Source organism: Pseudomonas sp. Tri1, assembly GCF_017968885.1.
Taxonomy (GTDB): domain Bacteria; phylum Pseudomonadota; class Gammaproteobacteria; order Pseudomonadales; family Pseudomonadaceae; genus Aquipseudomonas.
The window spans coordinates 4110294-4135871 of record NZ_CP072913.1 but is presented as its reverse complement, the minus strand read 5'-3'; the positions used below and the strand labels follow the sequence as shown (position 1 = coordinate 4135871).

Annotated in this window: 20 protein-coding genes; 5 read left to right on the top strand and 15 right to left on the bottom strand. The window is 61.7% G+C overall.

Annotated features, from left to right (window positions below):
- Window positions 1-2: 2 nt before the first annotated feature.
- The 6 genes from J9870_RS17555 to J9870_RS17530 all read right to left on the bottom strand — a co-directional run bounded on the left by J9870_RS17555 (window position 3) and on the right by J9870_RS17530 (window position 7044).
- Window positions 3-2900 carry a 2Fe-2S iron-sulfur cluster-binding protein gene (locus tag J9870_RS17555; RefSeq protein ID WP_210639250.1) on the bottom strand — a complete coding sequence of 966 codons (2898 nt, stop codon included), beginning with the start codon at window positions 2898-2900 and terminating at the stop codon, window positions 3-5.
- On the bottom strand, window positions 2897-3199 hold the full coding sequence (locus tag J9870_RS17550) for a sarcosine oxidase subunit delta (RefSeq protein ID WP_109755159.1): 303 nt from the start codon (window positions 3197-3199) through the stop codon (window positions 2897-2899). Before J9870_RS17550 ends, J9870_RS17555 begins: the two co-directional genes overlap by 4 nt.
- A 13-nt stretch (window positions 3200-3212) precedes the next feature.
- Window positions 3213-4454, bottom strand: coding sequence for an FAD-dependent oxidoreductase (locus J9870_RS17545; protein WP_210639249.1), 1242 nt, complete (start codon window positions 4452-4454; stop codon window positions 3213-3215).
- The gene (folD, locus tag J9870_RS17540) at window positions 4436-5341 is read right to left on the bottom strand and encodes a bifunctional methylenetetrahydrofolate dehydrogenase/methenyltetrahydrofolate cyclohydrolase FolD (protein WP_210639248.1); all 906 of its coding nucleotides are present in this window, start codon (window positions 5339-5341) and stop codon (window positions 4436-4438) included. The genes J9870_RS17545 and folD (J9870_RS17540) overlap by 19 nt, the downstream gene beginning before the upstream one ends.
- Window positions 5338-6204 (bottom strand): formyltetrahydrofolate deformylase, encoded by an 867-nt coding sequence (gene purU, locus J9870_RS17535; RefSeq protein WP_210639247.1) that lies wholly within the window; start codon window positions 6202-6204, stop codon window positions 5338-5340. Before purU (J9870_RS17535) ends, folD (J9870_RS17540) begins: the two co-directional genes overlap by 4 nt.
- A gap of 240 nt (window positions 6205-6444) precedes the next feature.
- A complete protein-coding gene (locus J9870_RS17530; RefSeq protein ID WP_162893819.1) occupies window positions 6445-7044 on the bottom strand; it encodes a helix-turn-helix domain-containing protein in 600 nt (199 codons plus the stop codon).
- Window positions 7045-7327: 283 nt separating this feature from the next.
- Here J9870_RS17530 and glnT point away from each other — a divergent pair, with 283 nt between their 5' ends.
- From glnT to J9870_RS17505, 5 genes are all read left to right on the top strand, one after another.
- Complete coding sequence (gene glnT / locus J9870_RS17525) at window positions 7328-8662, top strand: type III glutamate--ammonia ligase (RefSeq protein ID WP_210639246.1); 1335 nt, start codon at window positions 7328-7330, stop codon at window positions 8660-8662.
- A gap of 72 nt (window positions 8663-8734) precedes the next feature.
- Window positions 8735-9640, top strand: coding sequence for a glutamine amidotransferase family protein (locus tag J9870_RS17520; RefSeq protein WP_210639245.1), 906 nt, complete (start codon window positions 8735-8737; stop codon window positions 9638-9640).
- A gap of 11 nt (window positions 9641-9651) precedes the next feature.
- Window positions 9652-10335, top strand: coding sequence for a protein glxC (locus tag J9870_RS17515; RefSeq protein WP_210639244.1), 684 nt, complete (start codon window positions 9652-9654; stop codon window positions 10333-10335).
- A gap of 20 nt (window positions 10336-10355) precedes the next feature.
- Window positions 10356-11696 (top strand): FMN-binding glutamate synthase family protein, encoded by a 1341-nt coding sequence (locus J9870_RS17510; protein WP_210639243.1) that lies wholly within the window; start codon window positions 10356-10358, stop codon window positions 11694-11696.
- 473 nt (window positions 11697-12169) lie between these two features.
- Window positions 12170-13495, top strand: a complete 1326-nt coding sequence (locus J9870_RS17505) for an ammonium transporter (RefSeq protein WP_210639242.1) — start codon at window positions 12170-12172, stop codon at window positions 13493-13495.
- Between the two features lie 808 nt (window positions 13496-14303).
- Here the strand turns inward: J9870_RS17505 and folD (J9870_RS17500) are convergent.
- The 9 genes from folD (J9870_RS17500) to J9870_RS17460 form a co-directional block, all read right to left on the bottom strand.
- A complete protein-coding gene (gene folD / locus J9870_RS17500) occupies window positions 14304-15227 on the bottom strand; it encodes a bifunctional methylenetetrahydrofolate dehydrogenase/methenyltetrahydrofolate cyclohydrolase FolD (RefSeq protein WP_210639241.1) in 924 nt (307 codons plus the stop codon).
- Window positions 15228-15322: 95 nt separating this feature from the next.
- Complete coding sequence (locus J9870_RS17495) at window positions 15323-17002, bottom strand: APC family permease (RefSeq protein WP_210639240.1); 1680 nt, start codon at window positions 17000-17002, stop codon at window positions 15323-15325.
- Between the two features lie 77 nt (window positions 17003-17079).
- Window positions 17080-19422, bottom strand: coding sequence for an aminomethyltransferase family protein (locus J9870_RS17490; protein WP_210639239.1), 2343 nt, complete (start codon window positions 19420-19422; stop codon window positions 17080-17082).
- A 15-nt stretch (window positions 19423-19437) separates the two neighbouring features.
- Window positions 19438-20805 carry an NAD(P)/FAD-dependent oxidoreductase gene (locus tag J9870_RS17485; protein WP_210639238.1) on the bottom strand — a complete coding sequence of 456 codons (1368 nt, stop codon included), beginning with the start codon at window positions 20803-20805 and terminating at the stop codon, window positions 19438-19440.
- Window positions 20806-20826: 21 nt separating this feature from the next.
- Window positions 20827-21693, bottom strand: coding sequence for a formyltetrahydrofolate deformylase (purU, locus tag J9870_RS17480; RefSeq protein WP_210639237.1), 867 nt, complete (start codon window positions 21691-21693; stop codon window positions 20827-20829).
- 29 nt (window positions 21694-21722) lie between these two features.
- A complete protein-coding gene (locus J9870_RS17475) occupies window positions 21723-22853 on the bottom strand; it encodes an aminomethyltransferase family protein (RefSeq protein WP_210639236.1) in 1131 nt (376 codons plus the stop codon).
- 34 nt (window positions 22854-22887) lie between these two features.
- Window positions 22888-23901 (bottom strand): DUF3445 domain-containing protein, encoded by a 1014-nt coding sequence (locus tag J9870_RS17470; RefSeq protein ID WP_210639235.1) that lies wholly within the window; start codon window positions 23899-23901, stop codon window positions 22888-22890.
- Window positions 23902-23910: 9 nt separating this feature from the next.
- The gene (locus J9870_RS17465; protein WP_210639234.1) at window positions 23911-24840 is read right to left on the bottom strand and encodes a PDR/VanB family oxidoreductase; all 930 of its coding nucleotides are present in this window, start codon (window positions 24838-24840) and stop codon (window positions 23911-23913) included.
- Window positions 24837-25349 carry a dimethylamine monooxygenase subunit DmmA family protein gene (locus tag J9870_RS17460; protein ID WP_210639233.1) on the bottom strand — a complete coding sequence of 171 codons (513 nt, stop codon included), beginning with the start codon at window positions 25347-25349 and terminating at the stop codon, window positions 24837-24839. Before J9870_RS17460 ends, J9870_RS17465 begins: the two co-directional genes overlap by 4 nt.
- Between the last annotated feature and the right edge of the window lie 229 nt (window positions 25350-25578).

Sequence of the window (25578 nt, the reverse complement as noted above, 5' to 3'; positions counted from 1 at the left end):
GCTCAAAGCTCCTGGCGTTGGTTGTCGGGATCAAAGAAGGGCAACTGCACCACCTCGGCCTGGACGACGATGCCGCCTTCGACCCGGATCGGGATGCGTTGCCCCGGGGTGCTTTGGTCGATGCCGGCGTAGGCCAGGCCGATGATCTTGCCAAGGCTTGCGGAATATTCGCAGGACGTGACATTGCCGCTGATGTCCGGTCCGTTGAGCACCAGATGCCCTTCAAGCGGTTGCGGGCTGCTCTTCGGTAGGCTGAAGCCCACCAGTTTGCGTTTTAGCGGCTGGGCTTGGAGGATGTCCACCGAGCGCCGGCCAACAAAGAACGGCTTGCTGCGGTTGACCGCCCAGCCCATGTCGATTTCCGCCGGATGGGTCATGCCGTCGGTGTCCTGACTGATGATCACGTGGCCTTTTTCCAGGCGCAGCAGGCGTTGGGTTTCGACGCCGAAGGGGCGGATGCCGTGGGCTTTTCCAGCCTCCATCAGTGCGTCCCAAAGCGTGAGCCCGTGGCGCGCCGGCACGTGGATTTCATAGCCCAGTTCGCCGACAAAACCCACTCGCAGCAAACGGGCCTTGATCCCGGCCACGGTGCCCTGGCGCACCCCCAGATAAGGAAACGCTTCGGCGCTCAGATCCAGGTCGGTGCAAACCTGCTCCAGTACTTTGCGCGAGTCGGGCCCGGCGACGTTGACCGCGCAAATGGCCGCGGTGACGTTGGCGACATCCACGTCGAGGCGCCATTGCGCATTCCACTTGAGCATTTGCTGATAAATCCGGTCGACGCCGCTGGTGGTGGCGGTGACGTAGAAATGGTTCTCGGCAAACCGCGCGCAGACGCCATCGTCGATGACCACGCCGTGCTCGTTGGTCATCAGCGCATAGCGAGAGCGGCCCACCGGCTGCTTGAGGAAGGCAAAGGTGTACATGCGGTTGAGCAGCTCGGCGGCGTCCGGGCCTCGTACATCCAGGCCGCCCAATGTCGAGACGTCGATGATGCCGACCTTGTTGCGCACATGCAGGGCTTCGGCCTGCATGCAGGCCTCGCGATCCTTGGTATCACCGTAGTAGGCCGGGCGTTGCCAGATGCCGGCGGGCATCATCTTCGCCCCGGCCTGCAGGTGGCGGGCATGCATCGGTGTTTGTCGGTAGGGATCGAATGCACGACCGGCGACATGCGCCAGCTTTTCGGCCACAAACGGCGGCCGCGCGGTGGTCACACCGGTTTCGCTGATATTGCGTTGCGTGGCCCATGCCACCAGCCGTGCGGTCGGTAGCGCCGAGTGACGCCCCTGAGACGGCCCCATGCCGACAGTGGAGTAGCGCTTGACCAGTTGTACATCGCGATAGCCGACGCGGGTGGCGTTGACGATGTCGGCCACTTGCAGGTCCTCGTCGAAGTCGACGAAGTCCTTGCCTTTGGGGTGCGGGAAGATGGGCCAATTGAAGTTGACCCGAGCCTCGCCGCGCAATGGCGCGCGTTGGGTGCTGGCGGTCAGACCCAGCGCGAGGGCGGCTTCGGCACCGGCATTCACGCCATCGGCAATCACATTATCCAGATGGTGCCGGCCGTTGACCGAGCCGGCGACATTCAGATTCCTTGGCAGGCCGCTGAGCGTGAACTCGGCCCGTTGATCATCGTAGGCCAGTTTGCCGCCGGCCTGGCACAGCAGTTGATAGACCGGCATGTAACCGGCGGACATGCACAGTAAATCGCACGCCAGACGTTGCCCGCTCTCGGCGACCTGGCCTTGTGCGGTGATCTGGCGCACGTCGACGCCGTTGATATGGCGCATGCCTTTCTCGTGCTGGGCTTCATAGACGGTGCTGTTGCCCTGATGGTAGATCTTGCGTTGTGCCAGTGCGCGCAACAGGGCTTCGTCCGCAGGTCCTTGGCGCAGGTCCACTACGGCGACGACCTCCACGCCCTGGTCATGCAGATCAAGCGCAGCGAGGTAGCCATCGTCGTTGCCCGTCAGCACCACGGCACGGTTGCCCGGTTTGACCGCATACAGCTTCATCAGCCGCTGCGCAGCGCTGGTCAGCATCACGCCCGGCAGGTCGTTGTTGCGAAAGATCACGGGTTGATCGAACGCGCCGCTGCACACCAGGCATTGGCGGGCGCGGACCTTGTACAGGCGTTTGCCCTGGATCACCGGCAGGTAGTTATCGGTGAACCAGGCGTTGCACGTGGCTTCGGTGAGGATCTGGATATTGGCGTGTTGTTCGACCGCCGCGAGCAGTTCGCGGCGCAGGTTTTCAGCCTTGTTGCCATCGATGTCGAAGCGAGCATAGGTGAGCGAGCCGCCGAGAATAGGCTGTTGCTCGATGAGCAACACCTTGGCTCCGGCGTTGGCGGCGGTCAGGGCGGCGTGCAGCCCGGCGGGTCCGGCGCCGATGACGGCGACGTCGGTAAACAGGTAGGCCTTGTCGTAGTACTCCGGCTGGAACTGCAGGTCGAGCACACCGAGGCCGGCTTTCTTGCGAATGAGCGGCTCCCAGACTTTCCACATGCCCTTGGGCTTGTAGAACGAGCGGTAGTAGAAACCCACCGGCATGAATTTGGAGAACTTGCCCAGGTAGGCGTCGCGGTCGTTATCCAGCGAGCCGTTGACGTTCTGCGCCGTCACCTGCAAACCCGCGGCCAGCGCATAGGCATCGGCCAGCACATTGGGCTCCTGGGGCAGTTGCACCAGGCTGTTGGCGTCTTGGCCGGCCATGGTCAGCGGGCCGCGTGGGCGATGGTATTTGAACGAGCGGGAGATCAGGAAGCGCCCGTTGGCCAACAAGGCGCTGGCGATGCTGTCGCCTTGCAAGCCTTGGTAATGCTGCCCGTCGAAACTGAAATCCAGCGGTTGATCACGGTCGATCAGCAAGCCCATGGGGGCGGGTAGGCGATTCATCCTGCGATCTCCTTGGCGGCGGCGTTGAATTCGACACGGGTGCTGAAGAGCTCCTTGGGATCGAAGGTGCGCAGGATTTCGTCGGTGACGGTATGCCGCTCCGCGAGAAACCAGTAGCTGGAGGGGGTGTGCATCCACCATTCGCGCACCACGCCGGCGAGGTTGTCGGTGTTGAACACGTAGTCCGCCCATTCGCCGTCGCTGCAGGTGACAGGGTCGGGCATGGGTTTGAATTCGCCGCCATAGGTGAACTCGCTGATATTGCGCGGCCCGTTGAGCGGGCAATTCATGATTTTCATAGTCTGCTCTGCGTCAGTGGCTGGCCGCCGTGGCGCCCATTTCGTTGACTTGCTGGAAGGTCGAGAAGCGTTCGAGGCCGAACGGTTTGATCAGCTCCGGCACCTTGCCGCCGCTGGCGACCAACTCGGCCATGGTCTTGCCGCAGATCGGCGTGGCCTTGAAGCCCCAGGTGCCCCAGCCCGCGTCGAGGTAGTAATTGTTCACCGGCGACAGGCCCATGATGGGGCTGTAGTCCGGGGTCATGTCGGTGATCCCGGCCCATTGGCGCATCAGCTTGGCGTTGGCCAGGAACGGGAACATCTCGATGGCATGGGCCAGCAGGCTCTCCTTCAAATCGAGCGTGGAGCGGGTATTGAACAGCGGATAGGGGTCGGAGCCGCCGCCAAACACTACCTCGCCACGACTCGTCTGCTGCACATAGCAGTGCAAGGCAGAGGAGCTCACCAGTGGATCGAGAAACGGTTTGAACGGCTGCGTGACCATCGCTTGCAGCGGGAAGGTCTGGATCGGCGAGCGAATCCCGGCCTTGGCCATCAGCAACGAGCTGTGCCCGGCAATCGCCTGCACCGCGCAACCGCACTTGATGGTGCCGCGGTTGGTCTTGACCGCGGTGAGGGTGCCGTTCTCGATGATCAGGTCCTGGACTTCAGTGAGCTGATGGATTTCCACACCGCGCTTGGCCGCCTGTTTGGCGTAACCCCAGGCCACCGCGTCGTGGCGCGCGGTGGCGCCGTCGATGTGCCACAGACCGGCGAGCACCGGCAAGTGGCCGGGATCGAGGTTGAGGCTGGGCACCAGTTCGCGGATCTGCTGGCGGTCGATCATCTCGCTGCGGCCGCCAAAGTGCTTGTTGACCTCGGCGCGCTGACGGAACGAACGCACCGTGGCATCGGTGTGGGCCAGGGTCAGTTGGCCGCGCTCGGAGTACATGATGTTGAAATCGAATTCGTTGGACAGCGACTGGAACATCCGCACCGATTCGGCATAAAAGCGCACGCCTTCGCTGGTCAGGTAGTTGGAGCGGATCACCGCTGTGTTGCGCGCGGTATTACCGCCGCCCAGGTAGGACTTCTCCAACACCGCGACGTTGGTGATGCCGTGGTACTTGGCCAGGTAATAAGCGATGGCCAGGCCGTGGCCACCGGCCCCGATGATCACCACGTCATAGCTCGATTTGAGTTCGCGCGGTGGCGGCAAATCCACTTCCACCGGGTACTGCGAACTCAGCCCGTATTTCAATAGATTGAATGGCATAAGGCCTCCGATTGGCTGCGTAGGGCCCGGTGTTGTGCAAGGGCTGCGGTAACGGTGTTTTTCATCAGGAAGGCAATGGTCATCGGGCCGACACCCCCGGGTACCGGGGTGATCGCCGCGACGTGCGTCAGGGCGCTATCGAAGTCGACGTCGCCCACCAGACGGCTGCGGCCATCGTCTTCGATGCGGTTGATGCCGACGTCGATCACCACGGCGCCAGGCTTGAGCCAACTGGCGTCGATCAACCGTGGACGACCCACGGCGGCGATAACGATATCGGCCTGCCGGCACAGCGCCTGGGGATCCGGGCTGCGCGAATGCAGGACGGTCACCGAGCAATCGGCCTTGAGCAGCAAGGCTGCCATGGGTTTACCGACAATGTTCGAGCGGCCGATCACCACCGCGTGCTTGCCGCGCAGATCACCGCAGGTTTGTTCCAGCAAATACAGACAACCACTGGGGGTGCAAGGCGCGAGTACCGTGCGACCCTGGCTGAGGCCGCCGACGTTCTGACTGTGGAATCCGTCGACGTCCTTGTCCGGCGCGATAGCCTCCAGTGCCCGTAATTCATCGATATGGGCAGGCAGCGGCAGTTGCAGAAGAATGCCGTGGATCGAGCGATCGGCATTCAATCGGGCGATCAGAATGAGTAACTGTTCAGTGCTGGTGTCCGCAGGCAGCCGATGTTCCAGCGAGCGGATACCCACCTCTTCGGCGCGCAGGATCTTGTTGCGCACATAAACCTGGCTGGCCGGGTCGCTGCCCACCAGGATCACTGCCAGCGCCGGTTGAATGGCTTGCTCGCGCAGACGCTCGACGTCCTCGCGGACCTGCAGCAGCACGCGGGCGGCGGTGGCTTTGCCGTCGATCAGTTTGTGCGAGTTCACCGGAAGATCACCGTTCTGTCCTGATTGAGGAAAACCCGGTGCTCCAGGTGGTATTTGACCGCCTTGGACAGGGCCACGGTTTCGGTGTCACGGCCGGTGGCCACGAGATCGTCGGGCAGGTAGACGTGGTCGACGCGCTGCACTTCCTGCTCAATGATCGGTCCCTCATCGAGGTCGCTGGTGACGTAATGAGCGGTGGCGCCAATCAGTTTCACGCCACGCTGGTAGGCCTGGTGATAGGGTTTGGCGCCTTTGAAACCGGGCAAGAACGAATGGTGAATGTTGATCGCCCGACCCGAGAGTTGCTTGCACAGGTCATCGGAGAGGATCTGCATGTAGCGCGCCAACACCACGAGCTCGGTGCCGGTGTCGTCGACGATCTTCATCAGTTCGGCTTCCTGCCGGGCCTTGGTCTCCTTGGTCACTGGCAGGTAAATGAAGCGAATGCCTTCGCGTTCGGCCATGGGGCGCAGGTCGAGGTGGTTGGAGACAATGGCGGTGATGGTCATGTCCATCTCGCCTTTGTGGTAGCGGTAGAGCAGGTCGGTCAGGCAGTGGTCGAACTTGCTGACCATCAGCAACACGCGCATCGGCTCGCGGGTGTCATGCAATTCCCAGGTCATGTCGAAGGCTTGGGCGATGTCGGCGAAACCGTCCTTGATCTGTTGCAGGTCGCCGGGGTGGCCGTCGTTGAAGCGAAACACCGCACGCATGAAAAAACGACCGCTGAAGTCGTCGTCGAATTGCGCCATCTCCCCGATGTAGCAACGGTTGTCCGCCAGATAGGTGGTGACGGCTGCGACGATGCCGGACACCGCGGGACAGGTGATCTTGATGATGAAATGGTTTTTTTCGTGTTGCATGACACGTCCTCGGGATGATGGCGGCAGCTCATCGCATAGCGAAAAAAATCATCAACGGACAGCAGGCTCATCCATGAGCGTGTTTTCTTGTTGGGAATAAATTATTCCTAGTTGTGGATTTATAGGGGAATGGTCGCGCCGCGTCCAGAGCTTTTAAGAAAGTTTTTTAACTGACAGGAAAATACGTGAGGCCGATGCTGGGTCGGCCTCAGGGCGGGGCAAGGCAGGGGAAGGGAGGCGTTACTCTTTGTCGTTGCCGTAGTTCATGATCGACAAAAGACGGATAGGCACCTGCACCAATTGCTCGGGGCCGTGGGGGATTTCGCCTTCGAACGTCAGGCTGTCGCCGGCTTCCATGCGGTAAAGCTGATTGCCGTGACGATAGATCAGTTCACCTTCCAACAGGTGAAGGAATTCAGTGCCGGGGTGAGAGAACGTCGGAAACTCCTCACTCGCGTCGTCCATGCTGACCATATAGGCCTCGAAACTCTTCTTCGGCCCGCGGGTGTGGTTGAGCAGATGGTATGTATGGCCTTTCTCGGTACCACGACGCACCACTTCCATGCCCTGGTCAGCCTTGACCAGAAGCGCACTGCCGTCTTGTTGGTCGTATTCGCTGAACAACTTGGACAATGGCAGGCCGAGCACGTCGCACAGACGGCTCAGGGTATCGAGGCTGGTGGACACCTGGGCGTTTTCGATCTTGCTCAACATGCCTTGGCTGATATCGGCAATCTTGGCCACGTCAGACAATTTCAGATCCTGAGCCTGGCGCTGGCGCTTGATCTGCAAGCCCAGGTATTGCTCAAGCTTGAGGCGCGGGGCGGTTTCGGTCGGCATAGTCATCAAATCCTGCACACTTTCCGTTCAGTAATATTAGTTTCGCACTGAGAAAGTGCAAATGGCGGCGTTCGGCTCGCGTCTGTCGAGCGATATTCCCACGGGGAAAAGATTTTTCCCATATATACAGCACAAAAGCGCTTTTCTGGGAGCGTTGGCGCTTTACTCGCGGATCTGGCAAGGGCCTTGCATTCCTATTGGGAAACTAACTTTCTTTTTAGGAATAAAAAGTCAGTCAAAGCCCATCCACAATGTTTTGCCCTTTCGCGAGGAGTGACGAGCAATGTTGCCAGCAGAAACCCAGCGCATCATCGACAAGCATGGAATCAAGTACGTGCTTGCGCAGTTTGTGGATATCCATGGGGCGGCCAAAACCAAGTCCGTGCCTATCTGTGGGCTCAAGGCCGTGGCTGAAGAGGGAGCGGGTTTTGCCGGATTCGCGATCAGTGGCATGGGCATGGAGCCCCACGGACCGGACTTCATGGCCCGCGGTGATTTGTCCACCCTGACCCCGGTGCCCTGGCAGCCGGGTTACGGGCGAGTGGTGTGCATCGGTCATGTCGACGGCAAGCCGCATCCGTATGACAGCCGTTATGTGTTGCAGCAACAAGTGCAGCGCCTGGCAGAAAAGGGCTGGACGCTCAACACCGGCCTGGAGCCCGAGTTCAACCTGATGCGCCGCGACGCACAGGGCAAACTGCAACTGGTGGACCCCAGCGACAACCTGGACAAGCCTTGCTACGACTACAAAGGCCTGTCGCGCTCCCGCGTTTTCCTGGAGCGGCTGACCGAAGCCTTGCAGGCAGTGGATTTCGAGGTTTATCAAATCGACCACGAGGACGCCAACGGCCAGTTCGAGATCAACTACACCTACAGCGACGCCATGACCTCGGCGGATCGCTTCACGTTTTTCCGCATGGCTGCCGGCGAAATCGCCAATGACCTGGGCATGATCTGCTCGTTCATGCCCAAGCCTGACCCGAAACGCGCCGGCAATGGCATGCATTTTCATCTTTCGATCAGCAGCGCCGAGAACAAGAATCTGTTTCATGACGCCAGCGACCCCAGCGGCATGGGCTTGTCGAAAATGGCGTATCACTTTGCCGCCGGCCTGCTGGCCCACGGCCCGGCGCTGTGTGCCTTCGCCGCGCCGACGGTCAACTCCTACAAGCGTCTGGTGGTCGGTAACTCGTTGTCCGGTGCGACCTGGGCGCCGGCCTTTATTGCCTTCGGCGCCAACAACCGCTCGGCCATGGTGCGGGTGCCTTACGGGCGCCTGGAATTGCGCCTGCCGGACGCGGGTTGCAATCCCTACCTGGTCAGCGCCGCGATCATCGCCGCCGGCCTGGATGGCATCGATCGCCAGTTGGAAATCGACCACGTCTGCAATGAGAACCTCTACAGCCTGAGCCTGGAACAGATCGCCGCGCGAGGTATCAAGACCCTGCCGCAATCGCTCAAGGAAGCCTGTGACGCCCTGGAAGCCGACCCGCTGTTCGCCGAGGTGCTGGGGCCGCAGATCGTAGGCGAGTTCATCAAGCTCAAGCGCATGGAGTGGGTGGAATACAGCCGCCACGTCTCTGACTGGGAGATCCAGCGCTACACCGAATTTTTCTGACTCAGTGTTTTGCCAACCATTCGGGCACCCGACACGGCGTCGAGTGTTCAGTGCCTTCGAAGGAGACTTGATATGTGTGGGATCGTAGGTCTTTACCTGAAGAATCCGCAGCTGGAATCCCAGCTCGGCAAGCTGTTTGAACCGATGTTGCAGGCCATGACCGATCGTGGTCCGGACAGTGCCGGCTTCGCCATTTACGGCGATGAAGTGGCAGACGGCTGGGTCAAGCTGACCCTGCAGGCGACCACCGATGGTTTCGACTGGAAAGCCCTGATGGGCGAGCTGGAAGGGCGTCTTGGCTGCTCGCTGGACTGGTTCCAGAACGCCAGCGCTGCCGTGCTCAAAGTCAATGCCCAAGAGGCGCCGGTACGTCTGGCCCTCGCTGAACTGGCGCCGAGCGTGCGCATCATGAGCGCCGGCCAGAGCATCGAAATCCTCAAGGGCATGGGCTTGCCCCAGGAGATTTCCCAACGCTTCGGCCTGGCCGGTATGAAGGGCAGCCACATTATCGGCCACACCCGCATGGCCACTGAAAGCGCGGTGACCATGGAAGGCAGCCACCCGTTCTCCACCGGTGCCGACCTGTGCCTGGTGCACAACGGCTCGCTGTCCAACCACTTCCGCCTGCGTCAGGAACTCAAGCGCGAAGGCATTCACTTCGAGACCGACAACGATACCGAAGTGGCCGCCGGCTACCTGACCTGGCGCCTGCAGCAGGGTGACTCATTGAAAGAAGCGCTGGATCACTCGCTGGAGGATCTGGACGGTTTCTTCACCTTCGCCATCGGCACGCGCAACGGTTTTGCCGTGATCCGCGACCCGATTGCCTGTAAGCCGGCGATCCTCGCCGAGACCGACGATTACGTCGCCATGGCCTCCGAGTATCAGGCCCTGTCGAGCCTGCCGGGTATCGAGCATGCCAAGGTCTGGGAGCCGGCACCGGCCACTATGTACATCTGGGAACGCGAGTCAGCTTAAGGGGCGCACACATGAAAACCATCGATCTTTCCACTGCCACTGTGCGTGAACTCAATCAGACGTTGCACGACCAGGTCGACAACGTTGAACACCGTGAGTGGGTGGTGACTCATTCGGATGGCAAGCACAACCTCGCGGTCGGGGTGAACGAAGCGCTGTCCATCGATATCCAGGGACACGCCGGTTACTACTGCGCGGGTATGAATCAGAAGGCCTCGATCACCGTCCACGGCAACGTCGGTGTCGGTTGCGCCGAGAACATGATGTCCGGCTACGTCCGCGTCAAAGGCAGCGCCTCCCAGGCAGCTGGTGCCACGGCCCATGGCGGGCTGCTGGTGATTGAAGGGGATGCCGGCGCGCGTTGCGGCATATCCATGAAGGGCATCGACATTGTCGTGGGTGGCAGTATCGGCCACATGAGCTGCTTCATGGGCCAGGCCGGGCGTCTGGTGGTCTGCGGCGATGCCGGCGATGCGCTGGGCGATTCCTTGTACGAGACCCACATCTACGTGAAGGGCACTGTGGAGTCCCTGGGTTCGGATTGCATCGAAAAAGAGATGCGTGCCGAGCACCTCCAAGAGCTCCAGGACCTGTTGAACCGTGCCGGTTTCGCGCACAAGGCGGCTGACTTCAAACGCTACGGTTCGGCCCGTCAGTTGTACAACTTCAAAGTCGATAACGCGTCCGCGTACTGATCCGCGCGAGGAGAACAGATATGAGCGATCCAATCAGCGAAAAAGCGGCTCCGGTACTGCGCGAGTCAGCCACCTTCGACCGCCTGACCATCCAGGAAATCCAGCGTGCCGCCGAGACCGGCATCTACGATATTCGCGGCGGTGGCACCAAGCGCAAACTGCCGCACTTCGATGACTTGCTGCTGCTTGGCGCCAGCGTTTCGCGTTACCCGTTGGAAGGCTATCGGGAGAAGTGCGGCACCGATGTGATCCTCGGCAACCGCTTTGCCAAGAAGCCGATCCACCTGAAGATTCCGGTGACCATTGCCGGCATGAGTTTTGGTGCGTTGTCGGCCAATGCCAAGGAGGCCCTGGGCCGTGGCGCGACCATCGCCGGTACCAGCACCACCACCGGTGACGGCGGCATGACCCCGGAGGAGCGCGGCCAGTCGCAGCATTTGGTCTATCAGTACTTGCCGTCGCGCTACGGCATGAACCCGGACGACCTGCGCAAGGCTGACGCGATCGAAATCGTCCTGGGGCAGGGCGCCAAACCCGGTGGCGGCGGTATGTTGCTGGGGATGAAAGTCACCGAGCGTGTTGCCGGCATGCGCACCTTGCCGATTGGCGTCGATCAGCGCAGTGCCTGCCGTCACCCCGACTGGACCGGCCCGGATGACCTGGCAATCAAGATTGCCGAGCTGCGCGAAATCACTGATTGGGAAAAACCGATCTACGTGAAAATCGGCGCCAGCCGGCCGTACTACGACGTCAAGTTGGCCGTGAAGGCCGGGGCGGATGTGATCGTGCTCGATGGCATGCAGGGCGGGACGGCGGCGACCCAGGAGGTCTTTATCGAACACGTGGGAATTCCGATTTTGTCGGCCATCCCGCAAGCGGTACAGGCTTTGCAGGAAATGGGCATGCATCGCAAGGTTCAGCTGATCGTTTCAGGAGGGATTCGCAACGGTGCCGACGTCGCCAAGGCCATGGCACTGGGCGCGGATGCGGTGGCCATCGGCACCGCTGCGCTGATTGCGCTGGGCGACAATCACCCGCGCCTGGACGAGGAACTGAAGAAAATCGGTTCGGCCGCAGGTTTCTACGATGACTGGCAGAACGGTCGCGACCCGGCCGGGATCACCACGCAGGACCCGGAATTGTCCAAACGACTGGACCCGGTGGAAGGCGGTCGCCGCTTGGCCAACTACCTGCGTGTCCTGGTGCTGGAAGCCCAGACCATGGCCCGGGCTTGCGGCAAGTCGCACCTGCACAACCTCGACCCCGAGGATTTGGTAGCGCTGACGGTGGAGTCAGCGGCCATGGCCCGGGTGCCGTTGGCGGGGACCAACTGGGTTCCAGGCTCTGGTACCGGTTACTGACAAAAAACTGTGGGAGCGAGCCTGCTCGCGAAGACGGCGGTACAGGCAAAACCGATGCAAGCTGACCCGCCGCTATCGCGAGCAGGCTCGCTCCCACAAGGGATCTGTGGCGTGCGCGATGCCTGTGAACGCCCCGGAAAAACCTGTGGGAGCGAGCTTGCTCGCGAAGACGGCGGCACAGTCAAAACCGACGCAAGCTGACCCGCCGCTATCGCGAGCAGGCTCGCTCCCACAAGGGATCTGTGGCGTGCGCGATGCCTGTGAACGCCCCGGAAAAACCTGTGGGAGCGAGCTTGCTCGCGAAGACGGCGGCACAGGCAAAACCGATGCAAGCTGACCCGCCGCTATCGCGAGCAGGCTCGTTCCCACAAGTCCTGTTCATGGCATTTATATTCGAGAGGCTGAAAAGGCCCGTGTCTCATTCTTTACTGCTCGCTGCCCGACACCCACCTTTCTTTGCAGGAGCTTTGAACATGGTCAATCGTCTTCTCGGCAAATCCCTTCTTGGCTTATTGGCGACCGGTGCATTTGCGCCAATGGTCCAGGCCGCCGATGCCCCCGCCTTGAACACCGGCAGCACCGCCTGGATGGTCACTGCCGCGGTGCTGGTGCTGTTCATGTGTCTACCGGGTCTGGCATTGTTTTACGGTGGCCTGGTCCGGGCAAAAAACATGCTTTCGCTGTTCACCCAGTGCTTCGGCATCGCCGGCCTGGTCGGCGTACTGTGGGTGATCTATGGCTACAGCATGGTGGTCGACAGCACCGGCATGATCGAGGGGCAGGTGACGTTCAACAGTTTCGTCGGCGGTTTGAGCCGGGCCTTTCTGGCGGGCATGACCCCGGAGAGTCTGGTGGGGGATATTCCGGAGGGCGTGTTCGTGACCTTCCAGATGACCTTCGCGATCATCACCCCGGCGCTGATTGCCGGTGCGTTCGCCGAACGCATGAAGTTTTCGGCGGCGCTGTGGTTCATGGCGTTGTGGTTCACCCTGGTGTACGCCCCGGTGGCGCATATGGTCTGGGGTGGCGCGGGCGCTTTGATGCATAACTGGGGGGTACTCGATTTCGCCGGTGGCACCGCCGTGCACATCAATGCCGGCGTCGCCGCTCTGGCCGCGTGCCTGATCCTTGGCAAGCGCAAGGGCTATCAGAACACGCCGATGCCAGCCCACAACCTGAGCCTGACCATGGCCGGTGCGGCGATGCTCTGGGTGGGTTGGTTCGGCTTCAACATTGGTTCCGGCGGTGGCCTCAACGGTACTTCGGGCATCGTCATGCTCAACACCCAGTTGGGGGCCTGCGCGGGCATTCTTGGCTGGATGTTCACCGAGTGGTTCAAGGTTGGCAAACCTAGCGCTCTGGGCCTGGCCAGTGGCGCCTTGGCCGGGCTGGTCGGCATCACCCCAGCGTGTGCCTATGTCGGTGTCGGCGGTGCGTTGGCCATCGGTTTGTTGTGCGGGGTGTTCTGCTACTTGAGCGTCACCGTGCTCAAGCGTCGCTTCGGTTATGACGACAGCCTCGACGTGTTCGGCTTGCACGGCATTGGCGGGATGATTGGCGCGGTGTTGACCGGGGTGTTCTGTGTGCCGTCGGTGGGGGGATTGGTCGAAGGCGTGACCATGGGGGCTCAGGTCGTGGCGCAAATCAAAGGCGTACTGCTGACGACGGTTTACTGCTTTGTCGTCAGTTGGGTCATTCTCAAGGTGATCAACGCGGTGATCGGCTTGCGCGCCGATGAGTCGGTGGAGGAGATGGGGCTGGACCTGGCTGAACACAACGAGCGTGCTTACAACCACTGATCGTTGCTGTTGATCGACATGGTTCACCTTCGAGTGTTCACTTAGAAAAAGTGGTGCTGTATCTACTTGCTTTGGTGTGTATATCCGTTTCTGCGGTAACGGCTGCTGGCGGTTCCGCTCTTACAGCGGGTCACTTTTGGAAGAGCGCCAAAAGTAACCAAAAGCGCTTTGCCCCACCACTCGGCACCTCGCCTAGGCTCGGTGTTCCCTCACTCCGGCATTGCTCCGTGGGCCGCCGCGAAGGGCCATCCATGGCCCAGCGCGGCTACCTCGGCATCCATGCCGAGGTGCCCACTCCACAATGCCTGCGTTCGGCCGTCGTGGTTAACGGGGCGCTGAGATCAACGTCCACCGCGAGGCGGCCTGATAGCCGACCTGGTTTTTGGTGAGACCGCGTTTCTCCTGTGGGAGCGAGCTTGCTCGCGAAGGCGTTGGCACATCCAACATCACTGCAAACTGACCCACAGCTTTCGCGAGCAAGCCCGCTCCCACAATTGGGTCGGAGTACAGCCATTAGACATAGGTCGGCTGTTAGGCCGCCTCGCGATGGACGTTGATCTCGGCACACCGAGCCTAGGCGAGGTGCCGAGTGGTGGGGCATGAGCGCTTTGGTTACTTTCGCCTGGGCCGGCTTCCGGATTTTCGAAAGTGACCCGCCGTCAGGGCGGAACCCTAAGCCGCCGTTACCGCAGCAACGGATATACACACCAATCCCACCCAAAAAACACGCGAGGAACGGAAGATCAGAATCTCCGGGAACGCTCAAGTGAACAGCATTACACCCTCGAACGGGCCGTACGCGTTGTGCTCAACTCACCACCAGATGGCTGGCAGATGCCTGCCCACGGGCCTGGGCCGCGTGCTGCAACTGGCTGGCGATCAGGGTGTTCTTCAGCAGATAAGCAATGGTCATCGGCCCGACGCCACCGGGTACCGGCGTGATTGCGCTGGCGACGGTACGTGCGCTGGCGTAGTCGACATCGCCCACCAGATGGCTGCCGGACTGGTCAGTAACACGATTGATCCCGACATCGATCACCACGGCTCCAGGTTTTAGCCAACTGGCATCGATCAGCCCAGGACGGCCCACCGCTGCGACGACGATATCGGCCAGTCGGCACAACGCCGGGGCATCGACGCTGCGTGAGTGCACCACGCTGACCGAACAGTGAGCCTGCAACAGCAAGGTCGCCATGGGCTTGCCGACGATGTTCGAACGCCCGACGACCACGGCGTGCAAGCCACTCACATCACCGCAGGTTTCGTGCAGTAGCCGCATGCAGCCGCTGGGCGTGCAGGGTGTCAGGACTTCCATGCCTTGCACCAGGCCGCCGACGTTCTCGCGATGAAAACCGTCCACGTCCTTGATCGGATCGATGGCATGAATGACTGCCGCCTCGTCGATATGCCCCGGCAATGGCAACTGCACCAGGATGCCGTTCACCGTGACGTCGGCGTTCAGTTGGGCAATCAGTTCCAGTACCTGATGCTGGCTGGCATTGGCTGGCAGACGGTACTCCAGGGAGCGAATGCCGACTTCCTTGGCCCGCAGCAGTTTGTTGCGCACGTAAACCTCGCTAGCCGGGTCTTCACCCACCAACAGTACAGCCAGGGCGGGGTAGATGTGCTGGTGCGCGAGGGCCAGAACCTCTTCTCGAACCTCGTCGAGAACCAGGGCGGAGATGGCCTTGCCGTCGATATCGCGGGCAAGTGCAGGGGTGGTGCTGAGCAAAGGAGTCACCGTTGGCTTGAATGATAGAGGGGCGAAATAATCACCGAGGCGTCGTTGCGCCTCGATGATTAGCGAAGATCTGCAAGCAAGGGTGTTCAGACTACCAACTGATGGCTGCCGTACACCACAAGAACACCTGCGATCAGCGTGAGGTAAGGCAACCAGCCAGCGCGTTTCTGACCCGTATCGGCCTGAACGTAGAGATCGTTAAGCATGGCTTCGGGGAAGTGCCCGTTGTCCTGCACATAGTGGCGGTAGCAGAACACCGGCAGGATCAACAGCGCCAGCAGCAGGCCGGTCATCAGGGTTCCTGCGCCCCAGATATCCGCGCCCAGCCCCATGCAGGCCAGGTTGACGAAGCTCAGCACGCCACCGGCTGCCAGGAGCACGGTAGGGGCTTTGTACGGGCGTATCCAGTCAGGACGATCCAGACGGTGGATCCAGCCAGCGTTGAGGTTGAGGAAGTTGAAGATGATGTAGCTGACGTTGGAGGCCGCGAGCACGAAGACGTAGTCGGACATCAGCAACAGCAGCAGGTTGAAACACAGGTCGGTCCACATCGCCGCGGTGGGCGCGCCATGTTCATTGGTGCGGCCCAGGTACTTCGGCAGCCAGCCATCGACCGACGCCTGGTATAGGGTGCGCGAAGAGCCGGACATCGACGTCATGATTGCCAGCAGGGTGGCCAGCACCAGCATGATCAGCACGATGTTGGCGACCAGTTTGCCGCCGCCGATACTGTCCGCCATCACCTGGCCGACGCCCATGCCGCTGTAGATCGCGGGCGACAACAGGCCACTGTAGACCGCTGGCGAAACCACTGCGCCGCTGGCGTCCAGCACGGCCGGTGTGACCAGTTGACCTAGGCCAAGGCTGCCTTGAAACGCCAGGGGCACCAGGGTGAACACCAGGATGCACAGCAGGCCCGCATAGAAAATCGCCTTGAACGTGTCGCGCTTGGGGTCTTTGAATTCCCGGGTGTAGCACACCGCCGTTTCGAAGCCGTAAGTGGACCATGCGGCCATGAACAGACCGCCGGCCATCAGCGTCCAGCCGGAAAGATCCCAGGGCCCATCGATCACTTGTCCGGCGGCATCATGGGCCAGAGGGTACAACGGCAGGAAATTGGCCTGGGCCGCATCGCCGGTGAACAACGGCACCACACCCACCAGCAGCAAGGGGATCAGTGAAGTCACGCCGAGCACCAGGGTCAGACGCGCCGAGCGCAGAATGCCGCCATGCTGCACGGCGAACACCGTCAGCAGGATCAACAGACCGATGGCGAACGTCGCATTGATCCGCAACGACAGGCCGCTCTTGATCCAACCCAGATCGAGCAGGGTCAATTGCCAGGTATTGATCAACGCGTCGGCGGGAAACAGTGCGGTGAGTATGTATCCGGCTGCCAGCCCTGAGCCGATCGACAGCACCGGCGACCAGGCCAGCCAGTTGCACCACACCGAAACCGGTGCGATCAGCTTGCTGTAACGCACCCAGGCGACCGCGCCATAGACCGAGGCGCCGCCGGATTTGTGCGGGAACAGCCCGGCGATTTCGGCGTAGGTGAAGGCTTGGATAAACCCGAACAGGATCGACACGATCCAGACGATCCACGCCGGTTTGCCCACTGTGGCGGCAATCGCGCCGATTGAAAACAGCACCAGCGCGGGCACGCCACTGGCAACCCAGAAAGCCCCGCGCCAATCGATCTTGCGGTGCAGGCTGCCAACTGAGCTGGCGGCCTGCGGTACGGTCTCGAACGTAGTCGCTTCCATCTTCGTATTCCCATGTCTGAGTAGCGGAGTAGTGGGGGCAGTCAAAGTCAGGGTGGCGCCCAGGTCCGTCTGGTCGATCAACTGCGCACCCGGCTCTTTTGCGGGTCGTAGAAAATCGCTGCGGTGACCTCGGCGCTGATGCGCTTCTGCAGGCCATCGACTTTGCCGATCTCAAGCATCGTGCCGACGTCGGCGCAGGCCACGTCGACCCGGCACAGCGCGATGTTGCTGGCCAGCAGCGGCGAGCGGCAGGCACTGGTGATGACCCCGACCTGGGCCCGGCCGCGATACACCGGGTCACCGTGGTGGGCGCCTTCGTTGCCACTCAGTTGCAGGCCCACCAGCTTCTGGGCGGGGTGGGCACTGCGCCGCAACAGCGCATCGCGGCCGATGAAGTCGTCGGTTTTGCTGTTCATCGGCACGCAAAAGCCGATACCCGCCTCGAAAGGATCGGTCTGGTCGCTGAACTCGTAGCCGGCGAAAATCAGCCCGGCTTCGATGCGCAGCATGTCCAATGCCTCCAGACCCAGCGGCACCAGGCCCAGCGGTTGGCCCAGTTGCCAGATCCGATCCCAGACCCGCTCGGCATCTTCGGGCTGGCACCAGACTTCGTAGCCCAGTTCGCCGGTGTAGCCGGTGCGCGAGATCATCAGCGGGCAGCCGTCGTAACCGTCCAGGCGGCCCACCAGGAAGCGGAACCAGCCCAGGGTTTCCAGGCTCGGTTGGGTCGGTGGGGTCCAGACCATCTGTTTGAGCAGTTCACGACTCATCGGGCCCTGGACGGCCAGGTTGTGAATCTGCTCGCTGGCGGATTTGATCCAGACCTTCATGCCGAGCTTTTGCGCCTGTTCGCGCAGCCAGACCCCGGCGTAATCCTCGCCGCAGATCCAGCGGAAGTTGTCCGGGCCCAGGCGCAGCAGGGTGCCGTCGTCGAGCATGCCGCCGTGTTCGTGGCACATCGCCGAGTACACCACTTGACCCACCGCCAGGCGCCGCACATCCCGGGTCAGGCAGTACTGCAACAAGGCTTCGGCGTCGGGGCCGAGGATTTCGAATTTACGCAGGGCGGTCAGGTCCATCACCGCGACGCGTTCACGGCAACCGAGGTATTCCTCGATGGCGCCATAGCCGTCGTAGCGCAGCGGCAGCCACCAATTGCGGTAGTCGGCAAAGCTGCCGGTCAAGGCGCTGGTGCGTGAATGGAACGCGGACTCACGGGTGAGGATCGGGTCGGCATCGGCCGTGGTACGAGTGCTCATGGCGATGGAAAAACGCTCCTTTTCGCTGTAGATACGGACATGGATATCGGTTGGGTTCCAGCCGTTGGCCGGGTCGATGTCATCCGGGCATGAGGTGCTGCCACACAGCAGATCGGTCATGGCCTGCAGCAGCACGTAATCGCCGGGCCGCGACCAGGGCTCGTCCAGCGTCATCTGCTGGTGGGCGTCGATCCCGGTGTTGAAGAACAAATTGATCGCCGGCCAACCGCTGCGAGCCTCGACCCCGTGGGGCGCCAAGGCCCGGCTCAGGTTGTCGCTGCAGTTGTCGTGCCCGAAGTAGCCATGGCTCTCGTAGTAGCGCGCGGCGCAGGCCAGGGCGAAGGAGTCGTGGCGGCCGACGGTGTCACGCACCACCTCCAGCATCGGTTGCATCTGCCGGTCGAAAAACTTCGAGAACAATCCCGGTGCCGGGTAGGCGCTGCCGTTCAGGGTGCGGGTGACGGTCTGGTCCAGGTCCAGTTCCAGGCCGCGATCCAATGCCCGCCGATCGAGGGCGACGAAGTCCGAGCATTGGCGACCGGCCACGTCCAGCACCTGCACGTACTGCCCTTTGCCGACCGTGTAACTGTGGGCGGTGCCGGCGTGAATAGTGAATTCATCGAGCAGCTCGCCCAACGGTTCGGGTAATGCCGGGAGCAGCAACGATGAGGGATTGGCCCGTGTCACCCACAACCGCAGTTCGCTGGGCCGGTACTGCCGGTCGACGGACGTGGGGCCCGCGGGCGCGGCGACAATCACCAACAGTTCATCGCTGGCGACAAACTGACGACTGAAGTCGGCAGGGCTGTCCTCGTCCCAAAGTGAAGCGGCACTGGGCAGGTGCTCCGGATCAACGCCGCGTCGGCGCAACGCCTGGTGGATTCGTCGAGCTTGCAGGGTCGGTTCGGCGAGCCGTGCGCCGATGAACCCGCAGGCCGCCGAACCGTTCAGTGCCCAGGCCGCGAGGGCGCTGCGACCGAGCGTATCCATGACCAGCAATTGGCAGGGTTGCCGGCCTTCAAGGTCGATCACTTGCAGGCTGTCGCCGGGCTGCAAGGCCACCAGCGTCAGGCCGCCGGCCGCCAACCGGTAGCGCTCCAGGGCAGGGGCCCGGGCAAAGAGTCCGGGCTCGCGCGGATGGGAAACACGAGGTGCGTTCATGGTGGCGCTCCTGGGTCAACCGATCGACTGGACGGACATCGGCGGCTCAGCGAGGTACGCCGCCATCGAGTCGTCCAGTGCGTGCAGCCAGGGGGTGTGGTGCGGCGGTGACTGGGTTCCGGTCATCAACGAGCGATAGGACTTGTCGCGATAACCCATGATGTTTTCCGCTTTGTCGTGCTTCCAGTGCAGGAAGGTTTCATTGACGGCGGCGATGTCGAAGTTCGGGTAGTCGGTGGCGTCCACCAGGTGCTGGATGTAGGCGCCCTGGTATTCGAACATTTGCTGGTTGGTTTCCAGTGTCTGTTCCCGTTCGTGCCATTGCCGGCTGTCGGCGATCATTTCGGCCTGGTCGGGCAGTTGAATACGCCCCAGGATGACATCGCGGGCGTACCAGGCTTGCGCGTCGAACATGTTGAACGAGTACCACTGGTCCTGCATGCCGAGGTAGATCAGTTGCGGGTTGGGCTCCCAGAAAATGCCTTTGTACAGATTCATCGGCCATAGCCGGTTATCGGTCTTGAGGCACAGTTCGTCCGGCAGGAAGGGGAAGTGATGTTTGTAGCCGGTGCACAGGATCACCGCATCGATGTGCTTGTGGCTGCCGTCGATAAAGTACGCGCGGTTTTTTTCCAGGCGCTGCAACAGCGGTTTTTCTTCCCAATTGGCGGGCCAGTCATAGCCCATCGGCGCGGTGCGGTAGCAACTGGTGATGCTGCGGGCGCCATATTTGTAGCACTGGGAACCGATGTCTTCGGCAGAATAGCTGCTGCCGACGATGAGCAGATCCTTGCCCTTGAACTCCAGCGCATCGCGGAAATCGTGGGCGTGCAGGACGCGCCCGCCGAACTGCTCGAATCCGGGGAAGTACGGCATCTTCGGCGTCGAAAAGTGCCCGCAGGCGTTGATCACATAATCGAACTCTTCGCAGGTCTGGGTATCGCTGCCGTGGTCGTGGGCGAGCACCGTGAAGCGGCGAGTCTCTTGGTTAAAGGTGACCTGGCGCACCACGTTGTTGAACCGGATGTAATCCCGTACCCCGGCTTTTTCGACGCGGCCCTTGATGTAATCCCAGAGCACTTCTCGCGGCGGGTAGGAGCCGATGGGGCGGCCAAAATGTTCTTCGAAGGTGTAGTCGGCGAACTCCAGGCATTCCTTCGGGCCGTTCGACCACAGGTAACGGTACATGCTGCCATGCACCGGCTCGCCGTTCTCGTCCAGACCGGTACGCCAGGTGTAGTTCCACATGCCGCCCCAATCCTGCTGCTTTTCAAAGCACACCAGTTCGGGAATGGCGGTGCCCTTGTCGCGGGCTGACTGGAAGGCGCGAAGTTGAGCCAGGCCGCACGGGCCGGCGCCGATAATTGCTACGCGTAGTGTCATGAGCGTGCCTCCTGAAGGGTTTCAGCGAAAGATCACTGTCTTGTCCTGGTTGATGAACACCCGGTGTTCCAGGTGGTATTTCAGGGCTTTGGAAAGGGCGACGGTTTCGGTGTCGCGGCCGATGGCAACCAGCGAGTCGGGCAGGTGCGTATGGTCGACGCGCTGGACTTCCTGTTCGATGATCGGCCCCTCATCGAGGTCGCTGGTGACGTAATGGGCGGTCGCACCGATCAGCTTCACGCCCCGGTCATACGCCTGGTGATAGGGTTTGGCGCCCTTGAAACCGGGCAGGAACGAGTGATGGATGTTGATGGCCCGACCGGACAGTTGCTGGCACAGACCATCGGAGAGAATCTGCATATAGCGGGCGAGCACCACCAGGTCGGTCTGGGTGTCCTCGACAATGCGCATCAGCTCGACTTCCTGACTGGCCTTGCTGTCCTTGGTGACCGGCAAATAGATGAAGCGAATGCCTTCGCGTTCGGCCATGGCCCGCAGGTCCAGGTGATTGGAGACCACCGCAGTGATGTGCATGTCCATCTCGCCCTTGCGGTGGCGGTAGAGCAGGTCGGTCAGGCAATGGTCGAACTTGCTGACCATCAGCAGCACCCGGGTCGGCTGGCTCGAGCAGAACAGTTGCCACTGCATGTCGAAGCCGCCGGCCAGGTCGCCCAGGTCTTCACGCAGGGCGCCAATATCGCCGGTCACGCCGGTGTTGAAACGAAAGACCGCGCGCATGAAAAACTGCCCGGTGAACTCGTCGTCGAATTGCGCAAGCTCACTGATGTAGCACTGTTGCCGGGCCAGGCAGGCGCTGATGGCGGCGACGATGCCGGACGCCGCCGGGCAGTTGATCTTGAGAATGTAGTGTTCGTTGGAGGTGTCCATCGAGGGCTCCGATGCAAAGTGGTAGAGGCTCAGCCCTTGGCCGTGCGCTTGGTTTTTTCCGGGTCGTCGAAGGGAAGGGCGTGGGTCACCGCGGCGCTTTCCTGGCTGCCGCGCACCTGCAAGGCAATCCCGGGAACCGCGCAGGCGACGTTCATGCGGGCGATGGCCATGGAGCGTTTGCTCAGGCGCGAATACATGCCGCAGGTGATCACCCCGACTTGCTGGTTGCCCTGCCACAGGGTGTCGCCCGCCTCGGCGGCGCGCACACCTTCGAGCAACACGCCGGTGATCTTGAAGCGTTCCTGGCCACGCAACCGGAAGTGCTCCTCGGCGCCACGAAATTCGCGTTTGTCTGGGGAAACGGTGAAATCCAGGCCCATTTCCCACAAGGTGTCGCCGGCCTTCTGGTCGGCGAAGGGGTACATCTGTGAGTTGTCGTAGGGAAAAAACATCAGCGAGCTTTCCACCCGTAACCAGTCCAGGGCGGTGAAGGCGCACGGGATGATGCCCATGTCCGCGCCCTGTTCGAGGATGTTGTCCCACAGCGCCGGGGCGTCGGCCGCCTTGCAGAAAATCTCGTAGCCGCGTTCGCCGGTGTAGCCGGTGCGAGAGATCATCACCGGGCGATCGAACAGGCGGGTTTGCAGGTGATGGAAATAGGGCAACTGACGAATCCCGGGGACGTGCTCGGCGAGAAAGTCCACCGCCAGCGGCCCTTGCAGCGACAGGTCGTGCAGGTCGTCGTCGAACAACACCGCCACTTGCCGGCCCTGGGATGAACGCACCAGCATTTCGTGACCGCTGCCGGCACCGTGGACCACCATGAACGCGTTAGGCCCGGTACGGTAGACGATGCAGTCATCGACGAACTTGCCTTCCTCGTCGAGCATCGAGGCATACACCGATTTGCCGGGGTAGAGCTTGGCGATGTCGCGGGTGGTGGCCCATTGCAGCAGGCTTTCGGCATGGGGGCCGACGTAGTGGACTTTCTTCAGCCCGGAAACGTCCATCAGCCCGGCGCGGGTGCGGATCGCTTGATGGTGATCGGCCAGGTCGCTGGCATAGGTCCAGGCAGTGCCCATGCCGTTCCAGTCTTCCAGGTTCGAGCCGAGTGCGCGGTGCCGTTCGGCCAATGCAGAAATACGCCATGAATGAGCCATGTGAGGATCCTTGTCGGTGAAAGTGGGTCAGGGTTCAGGCCTGGTCGAAGCGGCTCAGCCACTGGACAAGGGTCTGTCGGTAGCGGCTCATGCCTTTGTAGTCGGCGATCGACTCGGGCAGGTCGCGCAGCACGCGGTGCAGGCGGCAACCCCAGCCGGGTTGAGTGACCAGTTCGTCCATGCTGATCAGGTAGGTGCGGATGCTGAACATCACCGCGTTGCTGCGCGGCAGGCGGGCCATCACTTGCAGCTCGACGCGCAGATGAACCTGTTGCCCGACGTTTTCGGCGGTGATACGGCCGCGGTCGGCGCCCCATTCATGGAAAGTCTCGGGCGAGGAGTCCAGGCGCGGGTTGATCGTCAGTGTCCAATTCAGGCGCCGCACCGGTTGGCCCACTTGCAGGTTGAGCAGGTACTTCAACGCGCGGTCGAACACGCCCATCTGATGGGCCATGGGCACCGGTGAATGCCACTGCTTGAAGCTCATGCCGGCGTCGAAGGCCAGGGACCAGTCGGCCGGGCTGGTGACCAGGCCGGCGTCCATGTACAGATCGCCGTCGCGCTGATCGAGCAGGGCGAAATCGCCCTGCACCTGGCGGCCGATGAACTCCAGCGGCTCGCAGGGCAGGCTGCTGGCGTCACCGAACACAAAGTGCTGATCGATATTGAGCAGCGTGTTGTGCCAATGCCAGTGATCACCGTCACGCGCTAGCCGGAACCACTGCGGATAGTCAGTGGCGAGGTGTTCCATGAGCATCTGCAGCGCATCCCAGGCGGCCACTTGCATGTGCGGCATCACCAGATAGCGGCGCGGATCCTTGTCCAGCACAAGGGCGCGTTCGGCCATTTCCGAACGGTAGTGTTCGTCGATATCGAAGCCGTGCTGGTAAACCGAGCCCGGATCCCGGGAAGTCGCCGGTTCGATGTTCACCGAGTACAGGTAGCTGTCCTCAGTGAAGGGAAAGGGAAAACGGCGGATGGCCGCGGGGCTGTTGCGAAAGCTGAAGTCGTCTCGGTAACTCTGCACGGGGCTCGATTGAATGGTCATGGTCGACTCCTAAAGGTCCAGCGAAACGCAAGGGCCGCAGCCGCGGGAAACACAGGGCATGAGAAATTCAGCCTGTTCGGCGGGGCTCAGAAAGCTGTCGCGGTGTTCGATTTTTCCGCCCACGTGGCGGGTCATGCATTGGCCACAGACGCCGCCGCGGCACAGGTTGGGAACTTGCACTCCGGCGGCTTCCAAGGCCTCGAGCAGGCTTTGTTCGCCACCGACCCGCAGGCGTCGGCCACTGCGCAGCAGTTCCAGGTCAAAGGGCTGGCCCGGCTTTGCGGCATTGAAGGCTTCCCAGTGCACCCGGCCGGGCGGCCAGCCGAGGGCTCTGGCTTGTTGCCGAACCGCATCGAGCAACGGTTGCGGACCACAGGTGTAAACGTGGCTGCCCAGCGGCCGATCCCGCAGGATGTGGTTCAGCTCCGGGCGGCAGGCGTAGGTGTGCAGTCGCGATCCCAGCCGCTGTTGCAACTCCTCGACATAGGCATCGCTCAGGCCCGGGCGATAGAGGTAATGCAACTCGAAGGGGGCTTGGCTTTGTTCCAGGGCCGCGATGTAGGCCATGAACGGCGTGATGCCGATGCCTCCGGCGATCAGGATGTGCAGGCCAGCGGTGGAGTGCGGCGCGAACAGATTGGTCGGCGGTGAAATTTGCAGCGTATCGCCAACCTGGACGTGCCGATGCAGGTAGTGCGAGCCGCCGCGGGAAGCTTCCTGCAGGCGTACTGCGATGCGGTAATGCCGATTGTCCGCAGGGTCGCTGGTCAGCGAGTAGGCATTGCGCACCTTGCCTTCGGTCAGTGGCAGGTGAACCTGCACATGGCTGCCGGGGGAGAATCCTGGCAATGCCCCGGTGCAAGCTTGCAAGGTGAATTCACGCACCACCGGCGTGAGCATTCTTGCCGCACTGACCCGCACCTCAAGAGCGCCGCTCATGGCCTTACTCCGGCGTAAGGCTGGTCGGGGTTGCTGCAGACGCCGAGGTAGGCTCCCAGGCGTTGGGAGAAGTGTTCGCGCACTTCCAGCCCGACCTCGCAACCGATGCAGGTCAACCGCGGTTCCGGTCCGGCAGCCTGGGTCAGGCCACAATGCACGCAATACACCAGGCGCGGGCCGGCTAGCGTGCGGGTGATGTCGATCTCGGCATTTTCCAGTCCGGCGCTGCGGGCCTCGGCGTGGATGCGCCAGATAAAGGCCTCGTCGCCCATGATGTACAGATGGCTGCCGACGGTTGCGTTGACCAGCGCCTGATGCAAGCGCCGGGCAAAGTCGGCGTTCTCGCCGTTCAGTACCAGGGGCTGTTCCAGTGTTCCGACAAAGGGGGAGCAGGCGGCCGCCGATTGCATGACCACGATGTGCCGGGTGACGCTTTCACGAAGCAGCGGCTGGCGATAGCGCGGAAGGCTGTGAAGTCGGTCCGGGGCGGCGCAGTGTCTATCCGTCATGTGGGCTTTCCTGGCTGTTCCGCGCCTGTCGAAGGGCGGGGAAGGTGGCGTTGGACTGGAAAAATGTTTCCTGTTGGGGAAGATACTTTCCTATGGGGAAAATCTTCTCAATCCGGAAAAAGGGCTATGTCTTTGGAGATAAGCCTTGTGCGACCCCCTGATCGGGGCATGGAAGTTGCTGGTCTTTGCTCAGGGCTGAGCAACCGGACGGGGAGTTATCCATAGTGCG

What these genes read in the sequence shown, in the direction of transcription:
- J9870_RS17470 (WP_210639235.1), bottom strand. Translation starts at nt 23,901, where the DNA reads ATGACCATTCAATCGAGCCCCGTGCAGAGTTACCGAGACGACTTCAGC.
- J9870_RS17545 (WP_210639249.1), bottom strand. Translation starts at nt 4,454, where the DNA reads ATGCCATTCAATCTATTGAAATACGGGCTGAGTTCGCAGTACCCGGTG.
- glnT (WP_210639246.1), top strand. Translation starts at nt 7,328, where the DNA reads ATGTTGCCAGCAGAAACCCAGCGCATCATCGACAAGCATGGAATCAAG.
- J9870_RS17550 (WP_109755159.1), bottom strand. Translation starts at nt 3,199, where the DNA reads ATGAAAATCATGAATTGCCCGCTCAACGGGCCGCGCAATATCAGCGAG.
- J9870_RS17515 (WP_210639244.1), top strand. Translation starts at nt 9,652, where the DNA reads ATGAAAACCATCGATCTTTCCACTGCCACTGTGCGTGAACTCAATCAG.
- purU (WP_210639247.1), bottom strand. Translation starts at nt 6,204, where the DNA reads ATGCAACACGAAAAAAACCATTTCATCATCAAGATCACCTGTCCCGCG.
- J9870_RS17485 (WP_210639238.1), bottom strand. Translation starts at nt 20,805, where the DNA reads ATGACACTACGCGTAGCAATTATCGGCGCCGGCCCGTGCGGCCTGGCT.
- J9870_RS17475 (WP_210639236.1), bottom strand. Translation starts at nt 22,853, where the DNA reads ATGGCTCATTCATGGCGTATTTCTGCATTGGCCGAACGGCACCGCGCA.
- J9870_RS17495 (WP_210639240.1), bottom strand. Translation starts at nt 17,002, where the DNA reads ATGGAAGCGACTACGTTCGAGACCGTACCGCAGGCCGCCAGCTCAGTT.
- J9870_RS17510 (WP_210639243.1), top strand. Translation starts at nt 10,356, where the DNA reads ATGAGCGATCCAATCAGCGAAAAAGCGGCTCCGGTACTGCGCGAGTCA.
- J9870_RS17465 (WP_210639234.1), bottom strand. Translation starts at nt 24,840, where the DNA reads ATGAGCGGCGCTCTTGAGGTGCGGGTCAGTGCGGCAAGAATGCTCACG.
- J9870_RS17530 (WP_162893819.1), bottom strand. Translation starts at nt 7,044, where the DNA reads ATGCCGACCGAAACCGCCCCGCGCCTCAAGCTTGAGCAATACCTGGGC.
- J9870_RS17520 (WP_210639245.1), top strand. Translation starts at nt 8,735, where the DNA reads ATGTGTGGGATCGTAGGTCTTTACCTGAAGAATCCGCAGCTGGAATCC.
- J9870_RS17490 (WP_210639239.1), bottom strand. Translation starts at nt 19,422, where the DNA reads ATGAACGCACCTCGTGTTTCCCATCCGCGCGAGCCCGGACTCTTTGCC.
- J9870_RS17505 (WP_210639242.1), top strand. Translation starts at nt 12,170, where the DNA reads ATGGTCAATCGTCTTCTCGGCAAATCCCTTCTTGGCTTATTGGCGACC.
- purU (WP_210639237.1), bottom strand. Translation starts at nt 21,693, where the DNA reads ATGGACACCTCCAACGAACACTACATTCTCAAGATCAACTGCCCGGCG.
- J9870_RS17555 (WP_210639250.1), bottom strand. Translation starts at nt 2,900, where the DNA reads ATGAATCGCCTACCCGCCCCCATGGGCTTGCTGATCGACCGTGATCAA.
- J9870_RS17460 (WP_210639233.1), bottom strand. Translation starts at nt 25,349, where the DNA reads ATGACGGATAGACACTGCGCCGCCCCGGACCGACTTCACAGCCTTCCG.